Origin of the sequence: Micrococcus sp. KRD077 (genome assembly GCF_017168505.1) — a bacterium.
In the GTDB taxonomy this organism is placed as follows: domain Bacteria; phylum Actinomycetota; class Actinomycetes; order Actinomycetales; family Micrococcaceae; genus Micrococcus; species Micrococcus luteus.
Map to the genome: position 1 here is coordinate 55,472 of NZ_JABFAZ010000011.1, position 26,994 is coordinate 82,465.

At 72.7% G+C, this 26,994-nt stretch carries 24 protein-coding genes and 1 tRNA gene; 11 read left to right on the forward strand and 14 right to left on the reverse strand.

Features of this window, described 5'->3' with window-relative positions:
- Nucleotides 1-186: 186 nt before the first annotated feature.
- From J1M39_RS04115 to J1M39_RS04155, 9 genes are all read right to left on the reverse strand, one after another.
- On the reverse strand, nt 187-4,083 hold the full coding sequence (locus J1M39_RS04115) for a DNA-directed RNA polymerase subunit beta' (RefSeq protein ID WP_036317751.1): 3,897 nt from the start codon (nt 4,081-4,083) through the stop codon (nt 187-189).
- Between the two features lie 83 nt (nt 4,084-4,166).
- Entirely contained in the window at nt 4,167-7,673 is a 3,507-nt protein-coding gene (rpoB, locus tag J1M39_RS04120) for a DNA-directed RNA polymerase subunit beta (RefSeq protein WP_036317750.1), read from the reverse strand.
- Between the two features lie 285 nt (nt 7,674-7,958).
- A complete protein-coding gene (gene rplL / locus J1M39_RS04125; protein ID WP_036317747.1) occupies nt 7,959-8,348 on the reverse strand; it encodes a 50S ribosomal protein L7/L12 in 390 nt (129 codons plus the stop codon).
- Nucleotides 8,349-8,417: 69 nt separating this feature from the next.
- On the reverse strand, nt 8,418-8,939 hold the full coding sequence (gene rplJ / locus J1M39_RS04130; RefSeq protein WP_002854782.1) for a 50S ribosomal protein L10: 522 nt from the start codon (nt 8,937-8,939) through the stop codon (nt 8,418-8,420).
- A gap of 344 nt (nt 8,940-9,283) precedes the next feature.
- Nucleotides 9,284-9,991 (reverse strand): 50S ribosomal protein L1, encoded by a 708-nt coding sequence (gene rplA, locus J1M39_RS04135; protein ID WP_036317746.1) that lies wholly within the window; start codon nt 9,989-9,991, stop codon nt 9,284-9,286.
- 77 nt (nt 9,992-10,068) lie between these two features.
- Nucleotides 10,069-10,500 carry a 50S ribosomal protein L11 gene (gene rplK, locus J1M39_RS04140; protein ID WP_010080374.1) on the reverse strand — a complete coding sequence of 144 codons (432 nt, stop codon included), beginning with the start codon at nt 10,498-10,500 and terminating at the stop codon, nt 10,069-10,071.
- Nucleotides 10,501-10,632: 132 nt separating this feature from the next.
- The gene (gene nusG, locus J1M39_RS04145; RefSeq protein WP_073116808.1) at nt 10,633-11,508 is read right to left on the reverse strand and encodes a transcription termination/antitermination protein NusG; all 876 of its coding nucleotides are present in this window, start codon (nt 11,506-11,508) and stop codon (nt 10,633-10,635) included.
- Between the two features lie 104 nt (nt 11,509-11,612).
- Nucleotides 11,613-11,864, reverse strand: a complete 252-nt coding sequence (gene secE, locus J1M39_RS04150) for a preprotein translocase subunit SecE (RefSeq protein ID WP_036317743.1) — start codon at nt 11,862-11,864, stop codon at nt 11,613-11,615.
- Between the two features lie 80 nt (nt 11,865-11,944).
- Nucleotides 11,945-12,017 (reverse strand) — tRNA-Trp (locus tag J1M39_RS04155).
- A gap of 173 nt (nt 12,018-12,190) precedes the next feature.
- On the opposite strand from J1M39_RS04155, the gene J1M39_RS04160 reads away from it, so the two are divergent.
- Entirely contained in the window at nt 12,191-13,399 is a 1,209-nt protein-coding gene (locus J1M39_RS04160) for a pyridoxal phosphate-dependent aminotransferase (RefSeq protein WP_206496479.1), read from the forward strand.
- 47 nt (nt 13,400-13,446) lie between these two features.
- Here J1M39_RS04160 and J1M39_RS04165 read toward each other — a convergent pair whose 3' ends face one another.
- Entirely contained in the window at nt 13,447-14,145 is a 699-nt protein-coding gene (locus J1M39_RS04165) for a LuxR C-terminal-related transcriptional regulator (RefSeq protein ID WP_206496480.1), read from the reverse strand.
- Complete coding sequence (locus tag J1M39_RS04170; protein ID WP_206496481.1) at nt 14,142-15,401, reverse strand: ATP-binding protein; 1,260 nt, start codon at nt 15,399-15,401, stop codon at nt 14,142-14,144. Before J1M39_RS04170 ends, J1M39_RS04165 begins: the two co-directional genes overlap by 4 nt.
- A gap of 96 nt (nt 15,402-15,497) precedes the next feature.
- Here J1M39_RS04170 and J1M39_RS04175 point away from each other — a divergent pair, with 96 nt between their 5' ends.
- The 3 genes from J1M39_RS04175 to J1M39_RS04185 all read left to right on the forward strand — a co-directional run bounded on the left by J1M39_RS04175 (nt 15,498) and on the right by J1M39_RS04185 (nt 18,431).
- On the forward strand, nt 15,498-16,562 hold the full coding sequence (locus J1M39_RS04175; protein WP_206496482.1) for a PspC domain-containing protein: 1,065 nt from the start codon (nt 15,498-15,500) through the stop codon (nt 16,560-16,562).
- An 88-nt stretch (nt 16,563-16,650) separates the two neighbouring features.
- Entirely contained in the window at nt 16,651-17,682 is a 1,032-nt protein-coding gene (locus J1M39_RS04180) for a 6-phosphofructokinase (protein WP_036381514.1), read from the forward strand.
- Nucleotides 17,679-18,431, forward strand: coding sequence for a GNAT family N-acetyltransferase (locus J1M39_RS04185; protein ID WP_206496483.1), 753 nt, complete (start codon nt 17,679-17,681; stop codon nt 18,429-18,431). The genes J1M39_RS04180 and J1M39_RS04185 overlap by 4 nt, the downstream gene beginning before the upstream one ends.
- A gap of 13 nt (nt 18,432-18,444) precedes the next feature.
- Here the strand turns inward: J1M39_RS04185 and ygfZ are convergent, their stop codons facing one another.
- The 3 genes from ygfZ to J1M39_RS04200 form a co-directional block, all read right to left on the reverse strand.
- On the reverse strand, nt 18,445-19,641 hold the full coding sequence (ygfZ, locus tag J1M39_RS04190) for a CAF17-like 4Fe-4S cluster assembly/insertion protein YgfZ (RefSeq protein WP_206496484.1): 1,197 nt from the start codon (nt 19,639-19,641) through the stop codon (nt 18,445-18,447).
- Nucleotides 19,638-20,318 (reverse strand): FABP family protein, encoded by a 681-nt coding sequence (locus J1M39_RS04195; protein WP_036317725.1) that lies wholly within the window; start codon nt 20,316-20,318, stop codon nt 19,638-19,640. Before J1M39_RS04195 ends, ygfZ begins: the two co-directional genes overlap by 4 nt.
- Before the next feature lie 187 nt (nt 20,319-20,505).
- On the reverse strand, nt 20,506-21,312 hold the full coding sequence (locus J1M39_RS04200; protein WP_233263201.1) for a hypothetical protein: 807 nt from the start codon (nt 21,310-21,312) through the stop codon (nt 20,506-20,508).
- Nucleotides 21,313-21,413: 101 nt separating this feature from the next.
- On the opposite strand from J1M39_RS04200, the gene mshD reads away from it, so the two are divergent.
- From mshD to asd, 7 genes are all read left to right on the forward strand, one after another.
- The gene (gene mshD / locus J1M39_RS04205) at nt 21,414-22,367 is read left to right on the forward strand and encodes a mycothiol synthase (protein ID WP_036381502.1); all 954 of its coding nucleotides are present in this window, start codon (nt 21,414-21,416) and stop codon (nt 22,365-22,367) included.
- Between the two features lie 138 nt (nt 22,368-22,505).
- Nucleotides 22,506-23,516: an NUDIX hydrolase gene (locus tag J1M39_RS04210; protein ID WP_036381499.1), complete on the forward strand. Its 1,011-nt coding sequence runs from the start codon at nt 22,506-22,508 to the stop codon at nt 23,514-23,516.
- A gap of 75 nt (nt 23,517-23,591) precedes the next feature.
- Nucleotides 23,592-23,948, forward strand: a complete 357-nt coding sequence (locus tag J1M39_RS04215; protein WP_002854752.1) for a GNAT family N-acetyltransferase — start codon at nt 23,592-23,594, stop codon at nt 23,946-23,948.
- Nucleotides 23,949-24,069: 121 nt separating this feature from the next.
- Nucleotides 24,070-24,900 carry a thymidylate synthase gene (locus J1M39_RS04220; RefSeq protein WP_002854751.1) on the forward strand — a complete coding sequence of 277 codons (831 nt, stop codon included), beginning with the start codon at nt 24,070-24,072 and terminating at the stop codon, nt 24,898-24,900.
- Nucleotides 24,901-24,922: 22 nt separating this feature from the next.
- Nucleotides 24,923-25,483, forward strand: a complete 561-nt coding sequence (locus J1M39_RS04225) for a dihydrofolate reductase (protein WP_036337888.1) — start codon at nt 24,923-24,925, stop codon at nt 25,481-25,483.
- Nucleotide 25,484: 1 nt separating this feature from the next.
- On the forward strand, nt 25,485-25,715 hold the full coding sequence (locus J1M39_RS04230) for an NF038396 family protein (RefSeq protein ID WP_036337885.1): 231 nt from the start codon (nt 25,485-25,487) through the stop codon (nt 25,713-25,715).
- 10 nt (nt 25,716-25,725) lie between these two features.
- Nucleotides 25,726-26,898: an aspartate-semialdehyde dehydrogenase gene (asd, locus tag J1M39_RS04235; RefSeq protein ID WP_181743464.1), complete on the forward strand. Its 1,173-nt coding sequence runs from the start codon at nt 25,726-25,728 to the stop codon at nt 26,896-26,898.
- The last annotated feature ends 96 nt before the right edge of the window (nt 26,899-26,994 follow it).

Below are 26,994 nucleotides of genomic sequence, written 5' to 3' on the forward strand. Positions count from 1 at the left end.
TGCAAAAGTGTGGCATCTGCCGCGCAATGACCCCGCGACCCGGACAGCGTCCAATTTGCCACACGAAAAACAATCCTTGACAGCATAGCACGCCCCGGCGCCGTCGACGAGCCGGCCCCGCACGCCAAGGGGCCCGCCGCTCCCCCGCGTGAGCGGCGGAACGGCGGGCCCCCTGGGGGACGGGGATCAGGCGCGGAAGTCGCCCCCGCGGTCGTAGTCGTCCAACGAGACGGCGTGGAAGTCGTTCTCGCCGAGCGACTGGTCCAGGCCCGGGTAGTCGAAGTCCGCGAAGCCGGCCGGCGAGGCGAACAGGTTGGCCTTCGCCTCCTCCGTCGGCTCCACGACGGTCTTCGTGTAGCGGTCCAGGCCCGTGCCGGCCGGGATCAGCTTGCCGATGATCACGTTCTCCTTCAGGCCCAGCAGCGGGTCGGACTTGCCCTCCATGGCCGCCTGCGTCAGGACGCGGGTCGTCTCCTGGAAGGACGCGGCCGACAGCCACGAGTCCGTGGCCAGCGAGGCCTTCGTGATGCCCATCAGCTCGTCGCGGCCGGAGGCCGGCTGGCGGCCCTCAGCGACGGCGGCGCGGTTGGCGGCCACGAAGCGCGCCCGGTCCGTGAGCTCGCCCGGCAGCAGGTCGGTGTCACCGGACTCGATGACGGTGATGCGACGCAGCATCTGCCGGACGATGACCTCCACGTGCTTGTCGTGGATGCCCACGCCCTGGGACTGGTACACGTTCTGCACCTCGTCCACGAGGAACCGCTGCGCGGCCCGCGGGCCGAGCACGCGCAGAACCTGCTTCGGGTCCACGGCGCCGGCCACGAGCTGCGTGCCCACCGGCACGTGCTCGCCGTCGGCCACGAGGATGCGCGCACGGCGCAGCACCGGGTAGGCGATCTCCTCGGAGCCGTCGTCCGGCGTGAGCAGCAGGCGCACGGACGCCTCGGTGTCCTCGATGGTCACGCGGCCGGCGACCTCGGAGATCGGGGCCACGCCCTTCGGGGTGCGGGCCTCGAAGAGCTCCTGGATGCGGGGCAGACCCTGCGTGATGTCGTCGGCCGAGGCCACACCGCCGGTGTGGAACGTGCGCATGGTGAGCTGGGTGCCCGGCTCACCGATCGACTGGGCCGCGATGATGCCGACGGCCTCGCCGATGTCCACCAGCTGGCCGGTGGCCATGGAGCGGCCGTAGCACTTCGCGCAGGTGCCCACGGCGGACTCGCAGGTCAGGACCGAGCGGACCTTGATCTCCGTGACGCCGGCGGCCACCAGCTCGCCGATCAGCACGTCGCCCACGTCCGCACCGGCCGAGGCCAGCACCGTGCCGTCCTCGCCCGTGACGTCCTGGGCCAGCGTGCGGGCGAAGGCCGAGTTCTCGACCTGCTCGTGGGCCACCAGCTCGCCGTCGGCGTTCGGGGCGGCGATCGTGACGGACAGGCCGCGCTCGGTGCCGCAGTCGTCCTCGCGGACGATGACGTCCTGGGACACATCGACGAGACGACGGGTCAGGTAGCCCGAGTTCGCGGTCTTCAGCGCGGTGTCCGCGAGGCCCTTGCGGGCGCCGTGGGTGGCGGAGAAGTACTCGAGCACGGACAGGCCCTCGCGGTACGAGGACTTGATCGGACGCGGGATGATCTCACCCTTCGGGTTGGCCACGAGGCCGCGGATGCCCGCGATCTGGCGCACCTGGAGCCAGTTGCCTCGCGCACCGGAGGACACCATGCGGTTGATGGTGTTGAGCTCCGGCAGGCCGTCCTTCATGGCCGCGGCGACCTCGTCGGTGGCCTTGTTCCAGATGTCGATCAGCTCGGAGCGACGCTCGTCGTCCGCGATCAGGCCCTTGTCGTACTGCTGCTGCACGCGCTGGGCCTGCTCCTCGTAGCCCTCCATGATGGCGGCCTTGTCGAAGTCGGAGGTGATGTCCGAGATCGCCACGGTCACACCCGACCAGGTGCCCCAGTGGAAGCCGGCGTCCTTGAGGTTGTCCAGCGTCTGCGCGGTGACGACCATCGGGTAGCGCTCGGCCAGGTCGTTGACCAGCTGACCGAGGGTGCCCTTGGTCGCCTGCTTGTCCAGCCACGGGTAGTCGTCCGGCAGCAGCTCGTTGAACAGCACCTTGCCCAGGGTGGTCTCGATGAGGGCGATCTCGCCCTCGGACCAGCCCTCGGGGGCCGGCACGTCCGCCGACGGCACGAAGCCCTCGACGCCGATCCGTGCGGGCGCGTTCAGGTGCAGGTCGCCGCCGTCGAACGCCATGATGGCCTCGCCGACGGTCGCGTACAGGTTGCCCGCGCCGACCTCGTCCGGACGCACCGTGGTGAGGTGGTTCAGTCCGATGATCATGTCCTGGGCCGGCACGGCGACCGCGCGGCCGTCCGAGGGCTTCAGGATGTTGTGGCTCGAGAGCATGAGCAGGCGCGCCTCGGCCTGGGCCTCCGGCGACAGGGGCAGGTGGACCGCCATCTGGTCGCCGTCGAAGTCCGCGTTGAACGCGGAGCAGACCAGCGGGTGCAGCTGCAGGGCCTTGCCTTCCACGAGCTGCGGCTCGAAGGCCTGGATGCCCAGACGGTGCAGGGTGGGGGCGCGGTTCAGCAGGACCGGGTGCTCGGTGATGACCTCCTCGAGCACGTCCCAGACCTGCGGACGGAAGCGCTCCACCATGCGCTTGGCGGACTTGATGTTCTGCGCGTGGTTCAGGTCCACGAGACGCTTCATCACGAACGGCTTGAACAGCTCCAGCGCCATCTGCTTCGGCAGGCCGCACTGGTGCAGCTTGAGCTGGGGACCCACCACGATGACCGAGCGGCCCGAGTAGTCCACGCGCTTGCCGAGCAGGTTCTGACGGAACCGGCCCTGCTTGCCCTTGAGCATGTCGGAGAGTGACTTGAGCGGGCGGTTGCCCGGGCCGGTCACCGGCCGGCCGCGGCGGCCGTTGTCGAACAGCGAGTCCACGGCCTCCTGCAGCATGCGCTTCTCGTTGTTGACGATGATCTCGGGCGCGCCGAGGTCGAGCAGCCGCTTCAGGCGGTTGTTGCGGTTGATCACGCGACGGTACAGGTCGTTGAGGTCGGAGGTCGCGAAGCGGCCGCCGTCCAGCTGCACCATCGGACGCAGCTCCGGCGGGATCACCGGGACGGCGTCCAGGACCATGCCCTCGGGCGAGTTGTCCGTGGTCAGGAACGCGTTGACGACCTTCAGGCGCTTCAAGGCGCGGGTCTTGCGCTGGCCCTTGCCCGTCTTGATGGTCTCACGCAGCATCTCGGACTCGGCCTCGAGGTCGAAGGTCTGCAGGCGACGCTGGATCGCCTCCGCGCCCATCGAGCCCTCGAAGTACTGGCCGTACTTGTCTCGCATGGCGCGGTACAGACCCTCGTCGCCCTCGAGGTCGGCGACCTTGAGGTTCTTGAAGCGGTCCCAGACCTGCTCCTTGCGGTCCAGGTCCGCGTCCGCGCGCTTGCGGATCTGCGCCATGGTCTTGTCCGCGGCGTCGCGGGCCTTCTTCTTCTCGGCGGCCTTGGCGCCCTCGGACTCCAGCTTGGCCAGGTCCTTCTCGAGGTCGGCGGCCACCGCGGCGATGTCGGAGTCACGCTGGTCGGCCAGGACACGGGTCTCCTGGTCGTACTCGGCCTGGAGGTTGGCCAGGTCGCGGTGCCGGGCCTCCTCGTCCACCGAGGTGATCATGTACGCCGCGAAGTAGATGACCTTCTCGAGGTCCTTCGGCGCCAGGTCCAGCAGGTAGCCCAGGCGCGAGGGCACGCCCTTGAAGTACCAGATGTGGGTGACCGGCGCAGCCAGCTCGATGTGGCCCATGCGGTCGCGGCGCACCTTCGAGCGGGTCACCTCGACGCCGCAGCGCTCGCAGATGATGCCCTTGAAGCGCACGCGCTTGTACTTGCCGCACGCGCACTCCCAGTCACGGGTGGGGCCGAAGATCTTCTCGCAGAAGAGTCCGTCCTTCTCCGGCTTCAGGGTGCGGTAGTTGATGGTCTCCGGCTTCTTGACCTCGCCGTAGGACCAGCGGCGGATGTCCTCCGCCGTGGCCAGGCCGATGCGCATCAGGCCGAAAGAGTTGTCAGTGGACATGCTGTTCACGCTCATGCTCCGGTGAACTCCCTTGGTTCAGTGGTTCTCAGGTGACGTCTTGTGGATGCGGGATCGGGCCCGGCTCAGACTTCCTCCACCGAGCTGGGCTCGGCGTGGGAGAGGTCGATGCCCAGCTCCTCGGCGGCGCGGTAGACCTCGTCCTCCGCGTCGCGCATCTCGATGGCCTGGCCGTCGGCGGAGAGGACCTCCACGTTCAGGCAGAGGGACTGCATCTCCTTGATGAGCACCTTGAAGGACTCGGGAACACCCGGCTCCGGGATGTTCTCGCCCTTGACGATGGCCTCGTAGACCTTCACGCGGCCGTGGATGTCGTCGGACTTGATGGTCAGCAGCTCCTGGAGGGTGAACGCCGCGCCGTACGCCTCGAGCGCCCACACCTCCATCTCGCCGAAGCGCTGGCCGCCGAACTGGGCCTTACCGCCCAGCGGCTGCTGCGTGATCATCGAGTACGGGCCCGTGGAACGGGCGTGGATCTTGTCGTCCACCAGGTGGTGCAGCTTGAGCATGTACATGTAGCCCACGGACACCGGGTCCGGGAACGGCTCGCCGGTGCGGCCGTCGAACAGCTGCGCCTTGCCGCTGTCGCTCATGAGACGGTCGCCGTCGCGGGTCACGTTCACGTGGCCGAGCAGGCCCGTGATCTCGTACGCCTCGGCGCCGTCGAACACCGGGGTGGCCACGTTGACCGGACCGGACTGCCGCGGGAAGTTCGGCAGGTCCTTGATCCACTCCGGCTCGCCCTGGATGTCCCAGCCGCGCGAGGCGGCCCAGCCCAGGTGCAGCTCCATGACCTGGCCGAGGTTCATGCGGCCGGGGACGCCGAGCGGGTTCAGCACGATGTCCACCGGGGTGCCGTCCGCCAGGAACGGCATGTCCTCGAGCGGCAGGATCTTCGAGATGACGCCCTTGTTGCCGTGGCGGCCGGCCATCTTGTCGCCGTCGGTGATCTTGCGCTTCTGCGCCACGTAGACGCGCACCAGCTGGTTCACGCCCGGGGGCAGGTCGTCGTCCTCGTCGCGGTCGAAGATGCGCACGCCGATGACGGTGCCGGACTCGCCGTGCGGCACCTTCAGGGACGTGTCGCGGACCTCGCGGGACTTCTCGCCGAAGATCGCGCGCAGCAGGCGCTCCTCCGGGGTCAGCTCGGTCTCGCCCTTCGGGGTCACGCGGCCGACCAGGATGTCGCCGGCCTCCACCTCGGCGCCGATGTGGATGATGCCGCGCTCGTCGAGCTGCGAGAGCACCTCCTCGGACACGTTGGGGATGTCGCGCGTGATCTCCTCGGCGCCCAGCTTGGTGTCGCGGGCGTCGACCTCGTGCTCCTCGATGTGGATCGAGGTGAGGACGTCCTCCGAGACCATGCGCTGGGACAGGATGATCGCGTCCTCGTAGTTCAGGCCCTCCCAGGGCATGAACGCGACGAGGAGGTTCTTGCCGAGCGCGAGCTCGCCGTTGTCCGTGGCGGGACCGTCGGCGATGATGCTCAGCGGCTCCACCCGCTCGCCCTCGGAGACGCGCACCCGCTGGTTGTAGGCGTTGCCCTGGTTCGAGCGGGCGAACTTCATGATCGGGTAGTGCGTGGTGGTGCCGTCGTCGTTCATGACGGTCACCAGGTCCGCGGCCACCTCGGTCACGACGCCGCCCTGGGTGGCCGTCACGGAGTCGCCCGCGTCCACGGCCACGTACTTCTCCATGCCGGTGCCCACGTAGGGGGCCTCGGAGCGGAGCAGCGGCACGGCCTGACGCTGCATGTTCGCGCCCATGAGCGCGCGGTTGGCGTCGTCGTGCTCGAGGAACGGGATCAGGGCGGTGGCCGCCGACACCATCTGGCGCGGGGACACGTCCATGTAGTCGATCTCGTCCACGGTCGAGAGCACGGGCTCGCCGTCGCCGCCGCGCTGGCGGCAGAGCACGAACTCCTCCTCGAACCGGCCGTCCTCATCCACCGGGGCGTTCGCCTGGGCGATCTGGAAGGCCAGCTCGTCGTCGGCGGTCAGGTAGTCCACGGTGTCCGTGACCCGGCCGTCGACCACGCGGCGGTACGGGGTCTCGATGAAGCCGAAGGAGTTGATCCGGCCGAAGGTCGCCAGCGACCCGATGAGGCCGATGTTCGGGCCTTCCGGGGTCTCGATGGGGCACATGCGGCCGTAGTGCGACGGGTGGACGTCACGGACCTCCATGCCGGCACGGTCGCGGGACAGGCCGCCCGGGCCGAGCGCGGACAGGCGACGCTTGTGCGTCAGGCCGGCCAGCGGGTTGTTCTGGTCCATGAACTGGGACAGCTGCGAGGTGCCGAAGAACTCCTTGATCGCCGCCACCACGGGGCGGATGTTGATCAGGGTCTGCGGGGTGATCGCCTCGACGTCCTGGGTGGTCATGCGCTCGCGCACGACGCGCTCCATGCGGGACAGGCCGGTGCGGATCTGGTTCTCGATCAGCTCGCCCACCGCACGGATGCGACGGTTGCCGAAGTGGTCGATGTCGTCGATCTCCACGCGCACATCCACCGGCTCGCCGTCGCGCGTGCCCTTGATGACGGTCTCGCCGGCGTGCAGCGCGGCGATGAAGTGCACCATCTGGACGATGTCGTCCTCGGTGAGCACAGACGCGTTGGGGTCGCCGAGGTGCACGTCCACGCCGAGCTTGCGGTTGAGCTTGTAGCGGCCCACCTTGGCGAGGTCGTAGCGCTTCGGGGTGAAGTACAGGTTGTTCAGCAGCGTCTGCGCGGCGTCGACGGCGGCCGGCTCGCCCGGGCGCAGCTTGCGGTAGATGTCGAGCAGGGCCTCGTCCTGGTCCGCGGTGCCGTCCTTCTCGAGGGTGGCGCGGATGGAGTCGTAGTGGCCGAACTCCTCCAGGATGCGGGACTCGGTCCAGCCCATGGCCTTGAGCAGCACCGTCACGGGCTGCTTGCGCTTGCGGTCGAGGCGGACGCCGACCTGGTCACGCTTGTCCACCTCGAGCTCGAACCAGGCGCCGCGCGAGGGGATGATCTTCGCGGAGAAGATCTCCTTGTCCGAGGTCTTGTCCGGGGTGCGCTCGAAGTAGGCGCCCGGGGAGCGGACCAGCTGGGAGACGACGACGCGCTCGGTGCCGTTGATGATGAACGTGCCGTTGCGGGTCATCAGCGGGAAGTCGCCCATGAAGACGGTCTGCTGCTTGATCTCGCCGGTCGTGTTGTTCATGAACTCGGCCTTGACGTACAGCGGGGCGGAGAAGGTCGCGTCGCGATCCTTGCACTCCTCCTCCGTCATCTTCGCGTCGGCGAACTCGGGCTCGGCGAAGGACAGGGACATGGTGCCCTGGAAGTCCTCGATCGGGGAGATCTCCTCGAAGATGTCCGTCAGTCCCGAGGTGACGGGCACGGAGTGGTCGTCGGCGGCCAGGGCGGCGTCCACGCGCGCGGCCCACCGCTCATTGCCGATCAGGCGGTCGAACGACTCGGTCTGCAGCGCCAGCAGGTCCGGCACGTCCAGCGGCTCGGAGATCTTGGCGAAGGAGACGCGTCCGGCGGAGGCGCCGGATCGCGGGGAGACGGTAGCGGTTTCGTTGGAGGTGCTCGAGGCGACCACGTAGGATCCTTCCACAGGCCTTCTGGGTTCCGTTCGCTCCCCTGCCGCGAGACGGCGGCGCCGGCCCACCGCTATATGAAGGCCGTGCGGAACCGTGCGGGCCACGGCGGGACGCGAGGTCCTGCGGGCGGCACGGAACAGGGGAGATGCAAAGATCCATCCTATCCGCGCCCGTCGCCCCTGTCCAGCCGGGGGTGCGTGACCCGGGACGCCACGAGGCCCCCGGTCCGCAGCGCGGGTCCGGGGGCCTCGTGAGGAGGCGTGATGCGGCTCAGGCCGCGATCATCACTTGAGGGTGACGGTGGCGCCGGCGCCCTCGAGCTGCTCCTTGGCCTTCTCGGCGGTCTCCTTGTTGACGCCCTCGAGGATGGGCTTGGGAGCGCCGTCCACCAGGTCCTTGGCCTCCTTCAGGCCGAGGGAGGTGAGGGCGCGCACCTCCTTGATGACGCCGATCTTCTTGTCGCCGGCGGCCTCGAGGACGACGTCGAACTCGTCCTTCTCCTCGGCGGCGGCGGCCTCGGCACCACCGGCGGCACCGCCGGCGGCGGCCACGGCCACGGGGGCGGCGGCGGTGACGTCGAACTTCTCCTCGAACGCCTTGATGAACTCGGACAGCTCGATGAGGGTCAGCTCCTCGAACGCGGCGAGCAGCTCTTCGGTGGTCAGCTTGGCCATGATGGCTCCTTTACGGGTACGTCTTGACTACGTGTGAAGTGGTGGGCCGTGCAGCCCGGGGCGGACTGCTCAGGCAGCCTCGCCCTGCGCGGCGCGCAGCGCCTCGACCGTGCGGACGGTCTTGGACAGCGGCGCCTGGAACAGGGCGGCAGCCTTGGACATGCTGCCCTTCATCGCGCCGGCGAACTTGGCCAGCAGCACCTCGCGGGACTCGAGGTCCGCGAGCTTCTTGATGCCGGCCTCGTCCAGGGGCTGGCCATCCATGTAGCCGCCCTTGAGCACGAGCTTCTCGTGATCCTTGGCAAAGTCACGCAGGGCCTTCGCGACGTTGACCGGGTCCCCGGTCACGAACGCGATCGCGGTGGGACCGGACAGGTGAGCCTCGAGGCCCTCCAGACCGGCGTCCTTGGCCGCGATCTCGGCCAGCGTGTTCTTCGCCACGGCGTAGGTCGCGTCCTGACGGATGGAGTCGCGCAGCTGCTTGAGCTCCGTCACCGTCAGGCCACGGTATTCCGTCAGAACAGCGGCGCTGGACTCACGGAACAGGTCCGTGAGCTCAGCCACCGCCGACTCCTTCGCGGACGTCGCCATGGCACTCCTCTCGATGATGCGTGGGAACCGCCACCCCGAGACGAGAAAGCGCCCCGTGCAGATGCACGGGGCGCAGCAGGAGCATCGACGCGGCCGGACCCGGAGGGTCGACGTGCGGATGCGAGCGTGGCTCACGTTCACCTGCGCGGGCCGTCTCCGTCAGGGAGATCCTTCGGTGGGCTCTGCCCGGAGGCAGGGCACCACGACCGGCGGTCTTCGGTAGGCACCAGCGTACACGTCCGGGGCGGGCCCGCAAAATCGACCCGGGACGACGCCGGCCGGTCGTCCCCGCTGCGGGGACGACCGGCCGACGTCGTGGGCCCCGATCACCGGGGCCGCGTGGCTCAGAGCTCGGAGGAGTCCACCGAGGTCACGTTCGGGTCCATGGGCACGCCCGGGCCGAAGGTGGTGGCCACGGTGGCCTTGGAGATGTAGCGGCCCTTGGAGGAGGACGGCTTCAGACGCAGGACCTCCTCGAGGGCTGCGGCGTAGTTCTCCACCAGGGCCTTGGCCTCGAAGGAGGTCTTGCCGATGATGAAGTGCAGGTTGGAGTGCTTGTCGACGCGGAAGTCGATCTTGCCGCCCTTGATGTCGGCCACGGCCTTGGCCACGTCCGGGGTCACGGTGCCGGTCTTGGGGTTCGGCATCAGGTTGCGGGGGCCGAGCACCTTGCCCAGACGGCCGACCTTGCCCATGAGCTCCGGGGAGGCCACGGCGGCGTCGAAGTCCACCCAGCCCTCGGAGATCCGGGCGATCAGGTCGTCGTCGCCCACGACGTCCGCGCCGGCGGCGCGGGCGGCCTCGGCGCGGTCACCGGTGGCGAACACGACGACGCGCGCGGTCTTGCCGGTGCCGTGGGGCAGGCTCACGGAGCCGCGGACCATCTGGTCGGCCTTGCGGGGGTCGACCGAGAGGCGGAGGGCCACCTCCACGGTGGCGTCGGTCTTGGAGGGGTTGGTCTCCTTGGCGAGGCGGATCGCCTCCACCGGCGAGTACAGATCCTCGCCGATCGCGGCCTTGGCCGCCTTGTATGCCTTGCTGCGCTGTGCCATCTGCGTTCTTCTCCTTGTGCAGTCGTGGTCTGCGGACCGCGCTCGGCCCTGCCACTGGAAGGGGGTGGGGGTGGGCGTCAGCCCTCGACGGTGATGCCCATCGAGCGGGCGGTGCCCGCGATGATCTTGGCGGCGGCCTGGACGTCGTTGGCGTTCAGGTCCTCCATCTTGGTCTGGGCGATCTCCTCGCACTGGGCCTGGGTCAGCGTGCCGACCTTGGCCGTGTGCGGGGTGGCGGAGCCCTTGGCGACGCCGGCGGCCTTCTTGATGAGCTCGGCGGCCGGCGGGGTCTTGGTCACGAAGGTGAACGAGCGGTCCTCGTACACGGTGATCTCGACCGGGACCACGTTGCCGCGCTGCGACTCGGTGGCGGCGTTGTACGCCTTGCAGAACTCCATGATGTTCACGCCGTGCTGGCCCAGGGCGGGGCCGATGGGCGGGGCCGGGTTGGCGGCGCCGGCCTGGATCTGAAGCTTGATCAGACCGGTGACCTTCTTCTTGGGAGCCATGAGTGGATCCTTCTCTCACTGGGGGACCCTCGGCGCAGGAGCGCACCGGGGGCGGTGGCCGCCGTGGCGCGGCGGCCGGTGCCGCGTCCGGGCCGGCAGGCGGCCGGCCCGGTGCGGAAGCGTCGGGTGTCCTCAGATGGCCTTGGTCACCTGGTTGAAGGACAGCGTCACGGGGGTCTCGCGCTCGAAGATCGAGACGAGCACCACGAGCTGCTGGGCCTCCGGCTTGATCTCGGAGATCGTGGCCGGGAGGGTCTCGAACGGGCCGTCATTGACGGTGACCGACTCGCCGACCTCGAAGTCCACGTGGATCGCGGGGGCGGCGGGCGCGCCGGACTCGGCCGCGGCGGGGACGGCCAGGCCGGCCTTCTCGGCGGCGCGGGCGGCCTCCTGGATCACGGACGGGGCGAGCATGTCGTACACCTCGTCCAGGCTGAGCGGCTGCGGGTGGTGGGCGTCGTTGCCCACGAAGCCCGTGACGCCCGGGGTGTGCCGCACGACGCCCCACGAGGCGTCGTCGAGGTCCATGCGGACGAGCACGTAGCCCGGGATGCGCACGCGCGAGACGATCTTGCGCGTGGTGTTCTTGATCTCCACGACCTCCTCCATGGGGACCTCGATCTCGTAGATCGAGTCCTCCATGTCCTGGGTCAGGATGCGGGCCTCGAGGTTCGTCTTCACGCGCTTCTCGTAGCCGGCGTAGGTGTGGACGACGTACCAGTCGCCGGGCTGGCGGCGCAGGCGGGTGCGCAGCTCCTCGGCGGGGTCCACGGCGGGCTCGTCGTCGGACTGCTCCTCGACGGGGGTCGGCGCGTCCTCGCCCTCGGCGACGGCCAGGTCGGCCTCCTGCACGGTGGCCTCGGCGGTCTCGTCACCGCTGCCGGCGGGCTCGTCCAGGGCGTCCTCGACGGGCGTGCCGGCGTCCTGCGCGGTCTCCTCGGCCACGGCGTCCTCCGACATCGGGACGGACTCCTCGGCGGGCTGACGATCCAGTTCCTGCTCGGACACGGTTCCTGCTTTCTGCTGACGGACGGCGGGCCCTGCCGTCGGGGAGGGCCCTCACGGGCGTGCGGGGGACGCGTCCTGCGACGTCGGGACCGTCCGCGCCGGGCTCAGAGGCCGCCGGCGCCGAACAGGAGACCCGCCACGGTGCCGAACACCCAGTCCAGCCCCATGACCAGCAGGATCATGAACGCCACGAAGGCGAGCACCACTCCGGTCGTGCGCAGCAGCTCCTCGCTCGTGGGGGTGACGACCTTGCGGAGCTCGTCCACCACCTGGCGCAGGAACAGCGCGATCCGCGCGAACAGCCCGCGACGCTGCCTGCTCGGCGTGGGGGCGGGCCCCCCGCCGTTCGCCGCCATCTCAGTCACGTGGCCTCACTCGTCGGATCGCCGAATCGCTTTCTACACGTCCGATGCCGAGCACGAGGCCCGGCATCGAGCAGGGCAGACAGGACTCGAACCTGCAACCTGCGGTTTTGGAGACCGCTGCGCTACCAATTGCGCCACTACCCTTCGAACCGACGGAGCCGACCGAACCCTCGCGGGATCGACCGCGAACGCGGTACCGGAGATCCAGGATACGCCATCGGGCGGCGGGAGTCGAACGGGCCCCGGGCAGTCAGTACCCTGGCAGGACGGAGCCCCGCTCCGCCCCGCCCTCCCCGTCGAGCTCGAAGAAGGTCCTCATGGCCGCGCCCGCCCGCCGCGTCTCCGCCCGTCTGTCCGCCATCGCGCCCTCCGCCACCCTCGCCGTCGACGCCCGCGCCAAGGAGCTCAAGGCCGCCGGGCGCCCGGTGATCGGCTTCGGCGCCGGCGAGCCCGACTTCCCCACCCCGGACTACATCGTGGAGGCCGCCGTCGCCGCGGCCCGGGACCCGAAGAACCACCGCTACTCCCCCGCCGCCGGCCTGCCCGAGCTGCGCGAGGCGATCGCGGCCAAGACGCTGCGCGACTCCGGCGTGTCCCTCGAGGCCGCCCAGGTGCTCGTGACCAACGGCGGGAAGCAGGCCGTGTACAACGCCTTCGCCGCCCTGCTGGACCCGCAGGACGAGGTGCTCGTCCCCGCCCCCTACTGGACCACCTACCCGGAGGCGATCCGCCTGGCCGGCGGCGTGCCGGTCGAGGTGTTCGCCGGCCCCGAGCAGGGCTACAAGGTCACCGTGGACCAGCTCGACGAGGCCGTCACGGACCGCACCAAGGTGCTCCTGTTCGTCTCCCCCTCCAACCCCACCGGCGCCGTGTACTCCCCCGAGGAGACGGCGGCGATCGGCCGGTGGGCACGGGAGCGGGGGCTGTGGGTGGTCACCGACGAGATCTACGAGCACCTGACCTACGACGGCATGCCGTTCACCTCGATCGTCCGCGCCGTGCCCGAGCTGGCGGAGCAGTCCGTGATCCTCAACGGCGTCGCCAAGACCTACGCCATGACGGGCTGGCGCGTCGGGTGGATGGCCGGCCCGCTGGACGTGGTCAAGGCCGCCACGAACCTGCAGTCCCACGCCACCTCGAACGTGGCCAACGTGTCGCAGCGGGCCGCGCTGGCCGCCATCGCCGGCCCGTTGGACGCCGTGGCGGAGATGAAGACGGCGTTCGACCGCCGGCGCCGGGCCATGGTCGAAGCCATGGACGCCGTGCCGGGCTTCCACTGTCCCACCCCGCAGGGTGCGTTCTACGCGTACGTGGACGTGCGGGAGGCGCTCGGGAAGACCTACCGCGGCGACGTCACCCCCACGACGTCGGCCGAGCTGGCCGCCTTCATCCTCGACGAGGCGGAGGTCGCCGTGGTCCCCGGCGAGGCGTTCGGCCCGTCCGGCTACCTGCGACTGTCCTACGCGCTGGGCGATGCGGACCTCGCCGAGGGCGTCGAGCGCATCCGCGCCCTGCTCAGCGCCTGAGCCGCACACCCCGCCCCTGAGCCCCGCGACGCCGCGTGCCGCGGGGCTCAGGCGTATCCGCGGCGCGCGGCCCAGCGGGTCAGCTCGTGGCGGTTGGAGAGCTGGAGCTTGCGCAGCACGGAGGACACGTGGGTCTCGACCGTGCGGTCCGAGATGAACAGCTCCGCCCCGGCCTCCCGGTAGGTGTAGCCGCGGGCAATCAGCCGCATGACCTCCCGCTCCCGTGCCGAGAGCCGGTCGAGGTCCTCGTCGGGGGCCGCAGCCCCGCTCGCCGCCGCGGCGGGGACGAGCGGGGGCGCGGGCGCCGTGCCGCGGAAGGCGTCGAGGACGAACCCGGCCAGCCGGGGCGAGAACACGGCGTCGCCGTCGGCCACGCGGACCGCCGCGTCCGCCACCTCGGCGCCGGAGGCCGTCTTGGTGATGTAGCCGCGGGCCCCCGCACGGATCACGGCGACGACGTCCTCGGCCGCGTCCGAGACGGACAGGGCCAGGAACCGCTGCGCGGGTCGGCGCGCGAGGACACGCTCGGCCACCTCCGCTCCCCCGCCGCCGGCCCCGCCGGGCAGGTGCACGTCCAGCAGCACCACATCCGGCGCCAGGTCCAGCACGGCGCGGACGGCCTCGTCCACGTCCCCGGCCTCACCGACGATGGCCAGTCGGTCCGGGTCCAGGTCGGCGCGCAGGCCGGAGCGGAAGATCGCGTGGTCGTCCACGATGACGGCCGTGCGCGGGGCGGGGTCGGTCATGGGTGCTCCTGTCCGGTGCGCGCTCGCGCACCCTCGGGCTCGGTCAGGGTCAGGTGGACCTCGGTGCCGCCCGGGCCGGACCGGATGCGGGCGGTCCCGCCGGCACGCTCCATGCGGCCGACGATCGACTCCCGCACGCCGAGCCGGTCGGCCGGGACCGTGGGCAGGTCGAAGCCGGGGCCGCGGTCCCGGACGAACACCTCCGCGACGGTGCGGCCGCGCTCGTCCTCACCGGCCTCCGCGAAGACCTGCGCGTCGCCGGCGTGCCGGACCGCGTTCTGCATGGCCTCGCGCGCCGCGGCCGCGAGCGGCTCGAGCCACGCCCCCGCGGCCCGCCCCACGGCCACGACCTCCACCCGGGCCCCGTGGGCGTCCTCGACGGCGGCGGCGTGCTGTTCGAGCGCCTCCGCCAGGGAGTGCGGGCCGCCGCGGGAGTCCAGGGCGAGGAACTGACGCAGCTCACGCTCCTGGGCGCGGGCCACCCGGGCCACCGCGTCCGCGTCCTGGGCGCGCCGCTGGATGAGGGCGAGGGACTGCAGCACCGAGTCGTGCAGGTGCGCCGCGATCTCGGCGCGCTGGGCCTGCACCGCGAACGCGGTCCGCTCCGCGTCGCGTCGGCGCAGCCAGGCCAGGACGTAGGGCATGGCCACCAGCGCCGCGCCGGCGAGCATCGCGACGGCGGCCAGCAGAGCCCGCCACAGCTCGCCCGAGCTCACGGCGCCCAGGACGATGGCCAGCACCGCCAGCAGCACGAGGGCCGTGCCGAGCACGAGGCGGACCAGTCGTCCGCTCCGCCCGGCCCGGGGCCCGCCCGCCAGGTCGAGCTGCATCCAGGCCAGGCCGAGGCCGATCACGAGGACGGCCACCGGGCCCACGAGCGCCCAGTCGACGGCGAGGCCGAGGCCGTCCGCGACGGTCAGCACGCCCACGCCGAGCACCACGGCGGCCAGCAGCACCGGCCAGCCGCCCTCGCGCACCCGCTCGAGCACCTCGGGGGCGCGACCACGCAGGGTGGGGGCGTCGGCGGCAGGAGCGCCGTCCGGACCCTCCTCCGGCATGAGCAGCCAGAGCCACACGTACAGGGCCAGGCCCGCGCCGCCCAGCAGGCTCAGCAGCGCCAGGGCCGCGCGGACGCGGCCGGCGGGCATCCCGAGGTGCCGGGCGAGCCCCGCGGCGACGCCGGACACCGGACGGTCGGCCCCGTGCCGCATCAACGGCGGACGCGGGGCCGGCGCGGGCGCGGACGGGGTGGGCATGTCCCCATCCTGCCGCGTCGGACGGGGCGGCACATCCGGGGAGGATTCCGGGAGTTCCCGGATGGGCGGGGACCGGAGGCGGACGAGAATGGAGACATGACGAGCACACCCGACCCGTTCACCGGCCCCGGCCCCCACGTCGTCCCCGACGGAGCCGCCGCGGGCGAGACCGGCCCCGACGGACTGGACGCTCTGCCGGGCTGGCTGCGCCGCGCCGTCCTGAGCTGGGGCGTGCGCCGCTCGCCGGCCTCGTGGGTCGGCGGGGTGCTCGGCGGGGTGGCCGAGCGCTACCGCATCGACCCGCTGCTCGCCCGCGGCGTGTTCGTCGCCGTGTGCATGATCTCCGCGGGTCTGGGCCTGCTGGCCTACGCGGCCGCCTGGGCCGTGCTCCCCGACGCCGACGGACGCGTGCAGTTCGGCCGCCTGCGCCGCGGGGAGTGGCAGGACGCCACCGTGGCCATCGGCGTGATCGGGGCGATCGGCGCCCTCAACCTGCTGCTCGGCGCCGGGTTCACCCTCATCGCCCCGGCCGTGGGCGGCCCCGGCTCCCTCGTGGGCCTGGGCGCGCTGGCCGTGCTCGTCTGGTGGCTCGTGACCCGCTGGGACGGCCGGGCGCAGGCCCGCGTGGCCCCGGGCCGGGTCCCCGACGCCGACCAGCCCGCCCACGCCGTGCCGCGCCCGGCCTGGTACGTCGGCGGAGGTCCGCGCGAGCGGGCGGCCGAGGTCACCGACCCGCACGGCTTCCGCCCCGAATGGATCGACCCCGCGACCGGCACCTGGCGCGACCACGTCCACTCCCGCGAGCGGCGAGCCGCGACGCGCCTGGCCGAGGAGGCCCCGCGGGCGGCCACCGCCCCGACCGGCTCGGGGTCCGCAGCCACGGCCGCGAAGCCGCGCCTCGGGCCGATCGCGCAGGCCGCCACCTACGTCGGGGCCGTCCTCGCCGCGCTCGCCGCCCTCGGGATCAGCCTGCTGCTCGGCGTCGGTCCGACCCCCACGCTGCTGGCCGTGCCGATGCTCGTGGCCGCGCTCGCGGTGATCGCCCCCGTCATGCTGGGCACTCTGCTCAGCGGCCGTCGTCCCGGCACCCTCGGCCCGGCGAGCGGCATCCTCGTGGGTGCGACGGCCCTCCAGGTCGCCGTCCTCGTGGCCCTCGGCTGACCCGCCGCCCGTCGCCCGTCCCCTGACGCGACGCGGCGGGCACGCCTAGGGTAGTGCCGACCCCCACGAGAACGCCCGAGAGGACCCCATGCGCGTCGGAATGCTCACCTCCGGAGGCGACTGCCCCGGCCTGAACGCCGTCATCCGCTCCGCCGTCCTGCACGGCATCAAGTCGTACGACATGGAGATGGTGGGCATCCGCAACGGATGGTCCGGCCTGATCGAGAAGGACGTCGAGGACCTGCCCCGCTCCCGCGTGCGCGGCCTGGCCCGCACCGGCGGCACCATCCTCGGCACCTCGCGCACGCACCCCTACGACGCGGAGGGCGGCGGCCCGGAGAACATGCTCCGCAACCTGCGCGAGCTGGACATTGACGCCGTCATCGCCATCGGCGGCGAGGGCACCCTGGCCGGCGCGAACCGCCTGGCCGCGGACGGGCTGCCGATCGTGGGCGTGCCCAAGACGATCGACAACGACCTGCAGGGCACCGACTACACGTTCGGCTTCGACACGGCCGTGCAGATCGCCACGGACGCCATGGACCGGCTGCGCACCACGGGTGAGTCCCACCACCGGTGCATGGTCGCCGAGGTCATGGGCCGCCACGTCGGCTGGATCGCCCTGCACTCGGGCATGGCCGCCGGCGCCCACGCGATCCTCATCCCCGAGGTCCGCACCCCCATGTCCCAGGTCGCCGAATGGGTGCAGCAGGTCCACGACCGCGGTCGCTCCCCGCTGGTCGTGGTGGCGGAGGGCTTCATCCCCGAGGGCCACGACGACCCGCTGGCCGAGGCCGGCGTCGAAGCGTCCGGCCGGCCGCGTCTGGGCGGCATCGGCGAGTGGGTGACCCGCGAGATCGAGGAGATGACGGGCATCGAGACGCGCAGCACCATCCTGGGCCACATCCAGCGCGGCGGCGCCCCCACCGCCACGGACCGCGTGCTCTCCACGCGCTTCGGCATGGGCGCCGTCGACCTCGTCGCCCAGCGCCGCTGGGGACAGATGGTGGCGGCCAACGGCACGGAGATCATCTCCATCCCCATGAGCGCCGCCCTCAAGGGCCTCAAGAAGGTGCCGGTCTCCCGCTACGAGGAGGCGAAGATCCTGTTCGGCCGATGAGACCTGACCACCCCGCCGTCGGCGTGCTGGCCCTCGGGCTGGCGCGTCGGCTCGGCCTGCCCGACACCGCGCTCCTACCCGACGACGCCCCCACGGCGGGCGCCGAGCCGCGCCGCCTCGAGGTGGCCCGGCAGGGCGTGGCCGCGGCAGAGGTGCTGGCCCTGCCCTGGGCCACCGTCGTGGCGGGGCCGGCGTGGTTCACGCGTGCCTGCCGCGGCGTGCCCGCCGAGGCGCTGGGCGTGGAGTCGGCCCTGCTGCGGACGGCGGTGCGGGCGGCCACCGGGGAGGCCGTGCGCTCGCGCGGCGAGTTCACGCTCTACGCGGCCGAGGAACCGCCGCCGGTCGACCCCTCGCGCACCGTCGCCGTGTCCCACGACCCCGCCCACGTCCACGCCGTGGCCGCGCGGGCCCCCGCGGACGACGTGGCCGAGGCGGGTGTCCTCTCCTGGGAGTCCTTGGCCGCGCTCGTTCCCGACGACGGCGCGGGACGGGCGATCGAGGCCCCGGTGGCGGCGGCGGGGTATCACGTGACGGGCGGCGTGCTGGCCTCGCTGGGCACCCTCACCCCACCGCGGCTGCGCGGTCGTGGGCTCGGCCGCTACGCGGTGGCCGTGGCGATGGACCGGGCGGCGCTGGAGGGGCTGCTGCCGTTCGCCGAGGTGCCGGCGGGCCACACGGCCGCGCACCACGTGGCAATCGCCGTCGGGCTGGAGGCGGCGGGCACGCGGACCGTCCTCGCGCTGGACTGAGCCGGAGAGTCGGTCAGCGCAGGCGGCCCACGCCGCGCGGTCGGCCGACGACCTGCCCGGCGTCCGGGGACACGAGCGGCTCCTGGCTCGCGGCGATCCAGCCGCCCTCGGCGGCACCGTCCTCGCCGGGAGCGTCCTCGCGGACCAGCAGCTCGGCGTCCACGGGCACCGTGCGCTTGAGCAGCGCCAGGGCGACGGCGCCCGCCTCATGGTGCTGGGCCGCGGCGGTGACCGTCCCCACCGGACGGGCGGCGGCGCGGGCCTCGGGCGTGTCCTCGGCCGGCCGGAGGATCACGGGGGCACCGTGCTCGGGGAGCGCGTGGACGGAGCCGTCCAGGAGCAGGCGGGTGAGGCGGCGGGGCGGGCGGCCCAGGTTGTGCACGCGCGCCACGGTCTCCTGACCGCGGTAGCAGCCCTTCTCGAGGTGCACGGCGGTGCGCAGCAGGTCCAGCTCGTGCGGGATCGCGCGATCGTCCACGTCGAGGGCCCGGCGGGGGCGGCCGGCCTCGATGCGCAGCGCCTCGGCCGCCGTCGTGCCCGCCAGGGACCAGCCCGCGAGCGCGCCCGTGCCGAGTGCGCGGACGGTGGCCTCGAGGTCGGCCCGGGTGACGAGGTACTCGCGCCAGGCCCAGTCCGCCCCCGGGTGGGCCTCGGGATCCGGATCGGCCGTGTAGGCCCAGCCGCCCGCCCCGACGCGGGGCCACGGGTCCAGCCACACGGTGCGGTCCTCCCAGCCGGGCACGGGCGCGGTGGCACCCACGACGGCGACCGCAGCGGTGTGGTCCCGCAGCGTGACGTCGTGGGAGAAGCGCATCGAGGTGAGCCACGCGGCCAGGCCCGGGCCGTCCTCGCGGTCCGTGACGAGCCAGGCCGCGGCGCCGTCCTCGAGGAGGTGGGCGGCGTGCTCGATCCGCCCCTGCACGTCGAGGAAGAGGATCTCGGTGCTCGTGCCGGGGGGCAGCGTCTCGACGTGCTGCGTGCCGAGCGTGTGCAGCCAGCTCAGCCGGTCCGGGCCGGACACGGAGAGCACGGCGCGGTGGGAGAGGTCGACCAGGGCGCGGCCCCGGGCGAGGGCGCGCTGCTCGGGCAGGGGACGACCGTAGTGCGCGGCGACGCCGCCGTCCGGGCCGCGGCCCTCGACGGCGCCGCCGGCCGGCCCCTGCGGCTCGGCCACGGCCAGGTCCAGCAGCGGGCTGCGGGAGGCCGTCACGACTGCTCCCCGTGCTTCCGCCCGCCGGCGCCGCGAGGACGCTCGGCCCCCGGGGCGAGCCGACCCTCGGCCGCGCTCGGCATGCGGTCCAGGATGGCGGAGGCGTGCGCCTGGAGCTCGGCACCCGCGGCGTCCGCGACGTCCCAGCGCCAGAACAGCTGCCCGTTCACGAGACCGGCCATGCGTGTGGCCCGGTGGTACGGCCCGGCGGCGGAGCCGCGCAGGATCGCGTCCGTGGCCAACTGCAGCTGCGGGCCCTTGATGCGGCCGTAGTACAGCTCGGCCAGCGAGCCCGGATGCGTGATGGTGGCGGTCAGGCCGAAGCCCTGGTCGCCGGCGCGCAGCCCCTCGACGTCCTCGGCGGAGCGGAACGCGGGGACGATGTCCGCCGGGCGCATGCCGGGGCCGACGTCGCCGTCGCGCCGCTCCCGGTCCACCTGCCAGAAGCCGGACTCCACGGTCAGCGGACGCAGCAGCGTGCCGTCCGCCTCGCACAGCCATGATTCCGCGCGGTACTCCACGAACGGCAGACCGTGCTCGGTGAAGTCCACCCGCTGGTAGAAGATCTCAGTGTCGGCGGAGCCGTCGCCGAGGCGGCCCTGGCCCTCCCAGCTGCCGATGAGCCAGGACAGGGGGGCGAGCTCTGGGGTGAGGTCGTACGGGAGTTCAGTCGCCATGGCAGATCACGGCGCGGCCCGCCAGCGGGCCGCGCGTCCTCAGCGCTGGCCCTTGAAGAGGCCGTTGATGACGACCGCGGCGACGGCGGCCATGCCCAGGCCGGCCAGGACCACGAGGGCCAGGAAGAAGATCTCGAGCGCAAGAAGGGTATCCATGCGGGACATCCTACCGAGCGGGTCGGACCTGTCAGGCCAGGAAGCCCACCATGACGTGCGCCACGACGCCGGCCGCTCCCACGGGCGCCAACGCGAGGGCGTAGCCCGCCCGGCGCGGGCGCAGGGTGGTGCCCACCGGCCGGTCCTCGGGCCGCGGCCGCGACGACGGCGCCGTGGCGGCGGTCAGGGACACCAGCACGGCCACCGCGAGCGCCGCGGCCATGACGGCCGGCCGGTCCCGGGCGCCCACGCCGGCCAGCGCGGAGACGGGCCACGCGAGCACCGTGCTGAGGGGGATGACCACGAGCGCCAGGACTCCCGGCCGGCCCTGCATCCACGGGGTGAGGCCGACGAGGGAGACCGCGGCCACCGTGACTGCCAGGGTGATGACCAGCCCGGCGACCGCGGGGGTGTCGCTCCAGCGTGAGACGGCCACCCAGCACGCTGTCACGACGGCCACGAACGCCCCGCCCATCGTGGCGACGGTGGACTCGAGGCGCAGCGGCCGGCCGGTCCCGCGCACCAGCTGGACGACGAACGAGGCCATGGTGCTCCAGGCGACGACGACGGCGAGCGGCTCGAAGAGCGTCCAGGCCCCGCTGTGGCCGTCCTCGAGCGGCGGCCACAGCAGCATGAGCAGCACCGCGATGCCCCCGGCGACGGCCAGGGTGACGCTGAGCGAGAGGCGCGCGGGCGCCCCCATCTGCCGCGGCCAGCCCCAGGCGATGACCAGGATCACGACGGCGGCGGCGAGGGCGGCGGGGACCGGGCCCAGCAACGCGGCACCGCCCAGGACGAGGGCGGCGACGGCCGCACTCAGGGCCATGGACAAGCGCATCACCTGCCCCATCCTGCCAGGTGCGCACCGGCTCGGCCCTGGGCGGGCGACGGCGGGGCGCACCTCGCGGGCCACCGTCCTCCTTCCGTAGGGTGGCCGGCATGGCCGAACACCCCACCCCCACGACCTCCGACGCCGACGAAACGCCGCGCGTCGTCACCCCGCGCCCGGAGGAGGCGAGCGCCGTCCTGGACCTGGCCGACCGCGCCGGGGCGGCGGACGGTCATCCCCCGCTGTCGGACCAGACGCGCGTGCTGCTCGCCCGCGGCGGGCAGCTCTGGTGGGGGGCCACCCGGGGCCCGGACGGCGCGATCGACGGGGCGGCCGTGCTCGTGCCCGAGGGCGCGGCGGCGGTGCTCGAGCTCGTCGTCGACCCGACCGCACGCCGCACCGGCCGGGGGACGGTCCTGGCCGACGCCGCGGCCGCCGCGGTCCGGGACCTGGCGCGGGAGGAGACCACGAGCGTCTGGGCCCACGGCATGCTCCCGGGGGCGGTCCGGCTCGCCCGGCGGCACGGCCTCGAGCCCGTCCGCGAGCTGCGCCGGATGCGCCTGTCGCACGCGGCGCTCGCGGCCCTGCCGGAGGTGCGGCTAGCCGACGGGGTGGCCCTGCGCGGCTTCGTCCCCGGCCAGGACGAGCAGGCCTGGCTGGACGTGAACGCCGCCGCCTTCGCGGACCACCCCGAACAGGGCAGCCTGACCCGCGCCGACCTCGACGACCGCATGGCGGAGGACTGGTTCGACGCCGACGGCCTCCTGCTCGCCGCCCGCGAGGCGGACGGGCGGCTGCTCGGCTTCCACTGGACGAAGGTGGAGCCGGATGCCGGAGCCGACGGCCCGCGCGTCGGGGAGGTGTACGCCGTGGGCGTCTCCCCCGACGCCCAGGGCCTCGGCCTCGGTCGGGCCCTGACGCTGGCGGGGCTGCACCGGATGGCGGAGCAGGGAGTCGACGTCGTGGACCTGTACGTGGACGCGGACAACACGGCCGCCGTCGCGCTCTACGCGTCCCTCGGCTTCGAGCTGTTCGCCGCCGACGCCCAGTACCGCCGCCCCTGAGACCCTCGGGCGGGGACCGGCCGGGCACATCCCGGCGGCCTCGTATCCTGGTGAGGCCGGCCCCCGTGGGGTCGGCCACGCCCCGTGCCCTGCCCCAGCAGTCGTCGCGGCCGCCGCACCCCGAGAGGAACCCGCCCCATGCCTTCGTCCCACGCCGACCGCGTCGCCCGCTGGTCCACGGAGGACCGCGCCTCGGAAGGCCCCCGCGCCGAGGTGCTGGCCGCCGGCATGCTGCCGTGGCGCCGCGTGCCCGGCGGCCTCGAGGTGATGGTGATCCACCGGCCCCGCTACGACGACTGGTCGTGGCCCAAGGGCAAGCTCGATCCGGGTGAGACGCTGCCGGAGTGCGCGGTGCGCGAGCTGCGCGAGGAGGTCGGCCTGGAGCTGCGGCCGGGCATCCCGCTGTGCGTGACCGCGTACGAGGTGCCCGGCAAGCGGGGCGTACGTCAGAGCAAGGAGGTCTGGTACTGGGCCGCCGAGGTCGACGGCCAGCGCGCCCTCCCCGACGGCGACGAGGTGGACGAGGTCCGCTGGGTCGGGCCGGACGAGGCCCGGCGGCTGCTGACGAACGACTCGGATCGCGAACCGCTCGACCTGCTGCTGCGTGCCGCCTCTCGGGGGCGCCTGCGGACCGTGCCGCTGCTGGTGCTGCGCCACGCCAAGGCCAAGCCCCGCTCCTCGTGGTCCCGCGCCGAGCAGGAGCGTCCGCTGGCGGCGACGGGCCGGCGGCAGGCGCTCGCCGTCGAGGGCCTCGTGGGGGCCTGGCAGCCGGAGCGGCTGGTCTCCTCCCCGTGGCGCCGCTGCGTGGAGACGCTGGCCCCGCTCGTGAAGTCCAGCCGGCTGCCGCTGAAGACCAAGGGCGCCTTCACGGAGACCACGGCCCGGGAGAAGCCCAAGAAGACCCGCAAGGTGATGGCCGAGCTCATGGGCCGCTCCCAGCCCCTGGTCGTGTGCACGCACCGGCCGGTGCTGCCGACGCTGTTCGAGGTGATCGAGGACGCGGCCGCCGGCCAGGCGGACCGCGTGCTGCGGGCCCTGCCGACCGAGGATCCGTGGCTGCGGCCCGGCGCCGTGCTCGTGGCGCACCGCGCCCTCGACCTCGACGGCGACGTGGTGGCCGTCGAGGTCTACGACCCCTGGGACGACTGAGCCGCCCGCACAGGCCTCGGCCCGCACGACCGGGCCACCGTTGAGCAGGTCCGCCCCCGGCCCTAGGCTCGGGTCATGGAGAACACCGCCGCCCAGAGCCAGCCTGAGAAGATCGTCCACGAGCGCCTCACGGTGACCCGGGACCCGGACCGACAGCGCTTCGAGCTGCGCCAGGACGGGACGTTCATCGGGTTCCTCGGCTACGACCAGGAGACCGTGCGCGGCGAGGACGGCGAGGACACCGTGGTCCTGCGCCTGCAGCACACCATCATCGACGAGCAGTTCGGCCGCCGCGGCTTTGCCCGCGCCCTCGTGACCATGGTCCTGGACCGGCTGCGCGCGGAGGGTGACCGGATCGTGCCCGAGTGCTCCTACGTGGAGGACTACCTGCGCCGCTACCCCGAGTACCAGGACATGGTGTTCCACGGCTGACCGGGGCAGGGGGCCTGCCCTGCCGGCACCCGCCTCCCTGCCGTCCGGGCCGCGGGCTGGGACGCGGCCCGCCTGCGCCGGGCCGTCGACGACGCTCAGCGCGTCCGCTCGGATCGCTAGAGTGGGCCGGGTGAGCATCCCCACCCCCTACGAGGACCTCCTCGCCGACGTGATGGCCCACGGGGCCGTCAAGACGGACCGGACCGGCACGGGCACGCGCAGCGTGTTCGGCCGCCAGCTGCGCTTCGACCTGGCCGAGTCCTTCCCGCTGATCACCACCAAGCGCGTGCACTTCAAGTCGGTCGCGCTCGAGCTGCTGTGGTTCCTGCGCGGGGACTCGAACGTGCGGTGGCTCCAGGAGCGCGGCGTGCGGATCTGGAACGAGTGGGCGGACGAGGACGGCGAGCTCGGCCCCGTCTACGGCGTGCAGTGGCGCTCGTGGCCCACCCCGGACGGGGGCCACATCGACCAGATCGCCAAGGTCGTGGAGCAGATCCGGACGAACCCCGACTCGCGCCGGCACATCGTCACCGCGTGGAACCCCGCCGAGGTGGACGAGATGGCGCTGCCGCCGTGCCACGCGCTGTTCCAGTTCTACGTCTCCCCCGGTCAGGACGGCGCCCCCGGGCGGCTCTCATGCCAGCTCTACCAGCGCTCGGCGGACCTGTTCCTCGGCGTGCCGTTCAACATCGCCTCGTACGCGCTGCTCACGGTGATGGTCGCCCAGCAGACCGGGCTGACTCCCGGCGAGTTCGTGTGGACCGGCGGGGACGTGCACATCTACGCGAACCACGAGGAGCAGGTGCGCGAGCAGCTCTCCCGCGAGCCGTACCCGTACCCGCGGCTGCGGCTGCGGCGCACCCCCGCGTCGATCTTCGACTACGACTACGAGGACTTCGAGGTCCTCGACTACCGTCACCACCCCACCATCACGGCGCCGATCGCCGTCTGAGCCGAGGATGCGCAGCGACCCCATGAGCCGGGCCACCCGTCCCACCGAGCCCGTGATCGCCATGATCTGGGCCCAGACCCCCGAGCGCGTCATCGGCCGCGACGGCACCATGCCGTGGCACGTCCCCGAGGACCTCGCGCACTTCCGGGCCCACACGCACGGCCACCCCGTGATCATGGGCCGGCGCACGTGGGAGTCGTTCCCGGCGCGCTTCCGCCCGCTGCCCGGGCGCACGAACATCGTGGTCTCCCGCACCCTGACGGCCACCGAGGAGGCCGGCGCGGAGCTGCGGGCCGCGGGCGCCGTCGTCGTGCCGAACTTCGGGGCGGCCCTGGCCGCCGCGGCCGAGGCCGACGGCTGTGACACCGTGTGGGTGATCGGCGGTGCGACGCTCTACGAGCAGGCCCTCGACGTGGCCTCGCGCGCCGAGGTGACCGTGATCGACGCCGACGTCGACGGCGACACGCACGCCCCGCCGCTCGACGCCCGCTGGCGGCGCACCGCCGTCGACCCCGCCCCCGACGCGTGGCTGGACTCCGCCTCCGGCCCGCGCCACCGCTTCGAACGATGGGAACGCGACTGACATGGCCCCGACCGACTCCGACCAGCGTCTGCTCTCCCCGCAGGCGGTCTCGTTCCTCGCGCTCGTCGCCCTGCCCGTGCTGGCGTTCGTGTGCGCCGTGTTCGGGCTGATCCTCGTGCTGCAGGGCAAGACCATCGCCGGGCTGGTGTTCCTGCTCGTGCTGACCCAGGTGTTCGCCGTGGGCGGTCTCATCGCGTGGAACAGGCGGAAGCGTGCGCAGCAGGGCCGCTAGCCTGGAGGGCATGACTTCCGCTGCCCCCGCATCTGTGAACGCCCCCGACGCGGCCGCCGTGCCCACCGTGGGACTGGTCGGCTGGCGCGGCATGGTGGGGTCCGTCCTCCTGCAGCGCATGGCCGAGGAGGGCGACTTCGCCCGCGTCCACCCCGTCTTCTTCTCCACGTCCAACGCCGGCGGTCCCGCGCCCGTGCTCGAGGGCATGGCCGGCGACCCGGGCGTGCTCCAGGACGCGTACGACGTGGACGCGCTCAAGGCCCTGCCCGTGATCCTCACCGCGCAGGGCGGGGACTACACGCAGGCCGTGTACCCGAAGCTGCGCGCCGCCGGCTGGGACGGCATCTGGATCGACGCCGCCTCCACCCTGCGCATGGCGGACACCTCCGTGATCGCGCTGGACCCCGTGAACCGCGGCGTGATCGACGCCGCCCTGGCGAACGGGACGAAGGACTTCATCGGCGGCAACTGCACCGTGTCCTGCATGCTCATGGGCCTGGGTGGCCTGTTCAAGGCGGGCCTGGTCGAGTGGGGCACCGCCATGACCTACCAGGCGGCCTCCGGCGGCGGCGCCCGGCACATGCGCGAGCTGCTCACCCAGTACGCCGAGCTGGGCGGCGCGGTGCGGGCCGAGCTGGCCGATCCGGCGTCGGCGATCCTCGAGATCGACCGCAAGGTGATCGAGCTGCAGCGCGGCGGCCTGGACTCGACGCAGTTCGGCGTGCCGCTGGGTGGCTCGCTGATCCCCTGGATCGACTCCGACCTGGGCGACGGCGTCTCCCGCGAGGAGCGCAAGGCCTACGACGAGACCAACAAGGTGCTCGGACTGACCGGGGCGGACCGGATCCCGTTCGACTCGCTGTGCGTGCGGATCGGCGCCATGCGCTCCCACTCGCAGGCCCTCACCCTCAAGCTCACCCGGGACGTGCCGCTGGACGAGGTCGAGCAGATCATCGCCGCGGACAACGAGTGGGTGCAGGTGGTGCCGAACACCAAGGAGGCCACGGTCACCGACCTGACCCCGATCGCCGCGACCGGCACCCTGCAGATCCCCGTCGGCCGGCTGCGCAAGCTCAACATGGGTCCCGAGTACCTGTCGGCGTTCACCGTCGGCGACCAGCTGCTGTGGGGTGCGGCCGAGCCCGTGCGCCGCATGCTGATGATCGCCACCGGCAACCTCTGAGCCGCGACGCCGGCGCGGCGGCGCGCACCCGGCCCATGAGCATGCAGGACACGGTGCAGTTGCCGCCGATGAAGTCCTTCGTCCCGTTCGCCAGGG

Bases quoted from the DNA above. Each gene is read 5' to 3' on its own strand.
- J1M39_RS04115 (WP_036317751.1), bottom strand. From the start codon at position 4,083: ATGTCCACTGACAACTCTTTCGGCCTGATGCGCATCGGCCTGGCCACG.
- rplL (WP_036317747.1), bottom strand. From the start codon at position 8,348: ATGGCCAAGCTGACCACCGAAGAGCTGCTCGCCGCGTTCGAGGAGCTG.
- rplJ (WP_002854782.1), bottom strand. From the start codon at position 8,939: ATGGCGACGTCCGCGAAGGAGTCGGCGGTGGCTGAGCTCACGGACCTG.
- rplA (WP_036317746.1), bottom strand. From the start codon at position 9,991: ATGGCACAGCGCAGCAAGGCATACAAGGCGGCCAAGGCCGCGATCGGC.
- rplK (WP_010080374.1), bottom strand. From the start codon at position 10,500: ATGGCTCCCAAGAAGAAGGTCACCGGTCTGATCAAGCTTCAGATCCAG.
- secE (WP_036317743.1), bottom strand. From the start codon at position 11,864: ATGGCGGCGAACGGCGGGGGGCCCGCCCCCACGCCGAGCAGGCAGCGT.
- J1M39_RS04160 (WP_206496479.1), top strand. From the start codon at position 12,191: ATGGCCGCGCCCGCCCGCCGCGTCTCCGCCCGTCTGTCCGCCATCGCG.
- J1M39_RS04165 (WP_206496480.1), bottom strand. From the start codon at position 14,145: ATGACCGACCCCGCCCCGCGCACGGCCGTCATCGTGGACGACCACGCG.
- J1M39_RS04170 (WP_206496481.1), bottom strand. From the start codon at position 15,401: ATGCCCACCCCGTCCGCGCCCGCGCCGGCCCCGCGTCCGCCGTTGATG.
- J1M39_RS04175 (WP_206496482.1), top strand. From the start codon at position 15,498: ATGACGAGCACACCCGACCCGTTCACCGGCCCCGGCCCCCACGTCGTC.
- J1M39_RS04180 (WP_036381514.1), top strand. From the start codon at position 16,651: ATGCGCGTCGGAATGCTCACCTCCGGAGGCGACTGCCCCGGCCTGAAC.
- J1M39_RS04185 (WP_206496483.1), top strand. From the start codon at position 17,679: ATGAGACCTGACCACCCCGCCGTCGGCGTGCTGGCCCTCGGGCTGGCG.
- J1M39_RS04195 (WP_036317725.1), bottom strand. From the start codon at position 20,318: ATGGCGACTGAACTCCCGTACGACCTCACCCCAGAGCTCGCCCCCCTG.
- J1M39_RS04200 (WP_233263201.1), bottom strand. From the start codon at position 21,312: ATGCGCTTGTCCATGGCCCTGAGTGCGGCCGTCGCCGCCCTCGTCCTG.
- mshD (WP_036381502.1), top strand. From the start codon at position 21,414: ATGGCCGAACACCCCACCCCCACGACCTCCGACGCCGACGAAACGCCG.
- J1M39_RS04210 (WP_036381499.1), top strand. From the start codon at position 22,506: ATGCCTTCGTCCCACGCCGACCGCGTCGCCCGCTGGTCCACGGAGGAC.
- J1M39_RS04215 (WP_002854752.1), top strand. From the start codon at position 23,592: ATGGAGAACACCGCCGCCCAGAGCCAGCCTGAGAAGATCGTCCACGAG.
- J1M39_RS04225 (WP_036337888.1), top strand. From the start codon at position 24,923: ATGAGCCGGGCCACCCGTCCCACCGAGCCCGTGATCGCCATGATCTGG.
- J1M39_RS04230 (WP_036337885.1), top strand. From the start codon at position 25,485: ATGGCCCCGACCGACTCCGACCAGCGTCTGCTCTCCCCGCAGGCGGTC.
- asd (WP_181743464.1), top strand. From the start codon at position 25,726: ATGACTTCCGCTGCCCCCGCATCTGTGAACGCCCCCGACGCGGCCGCC.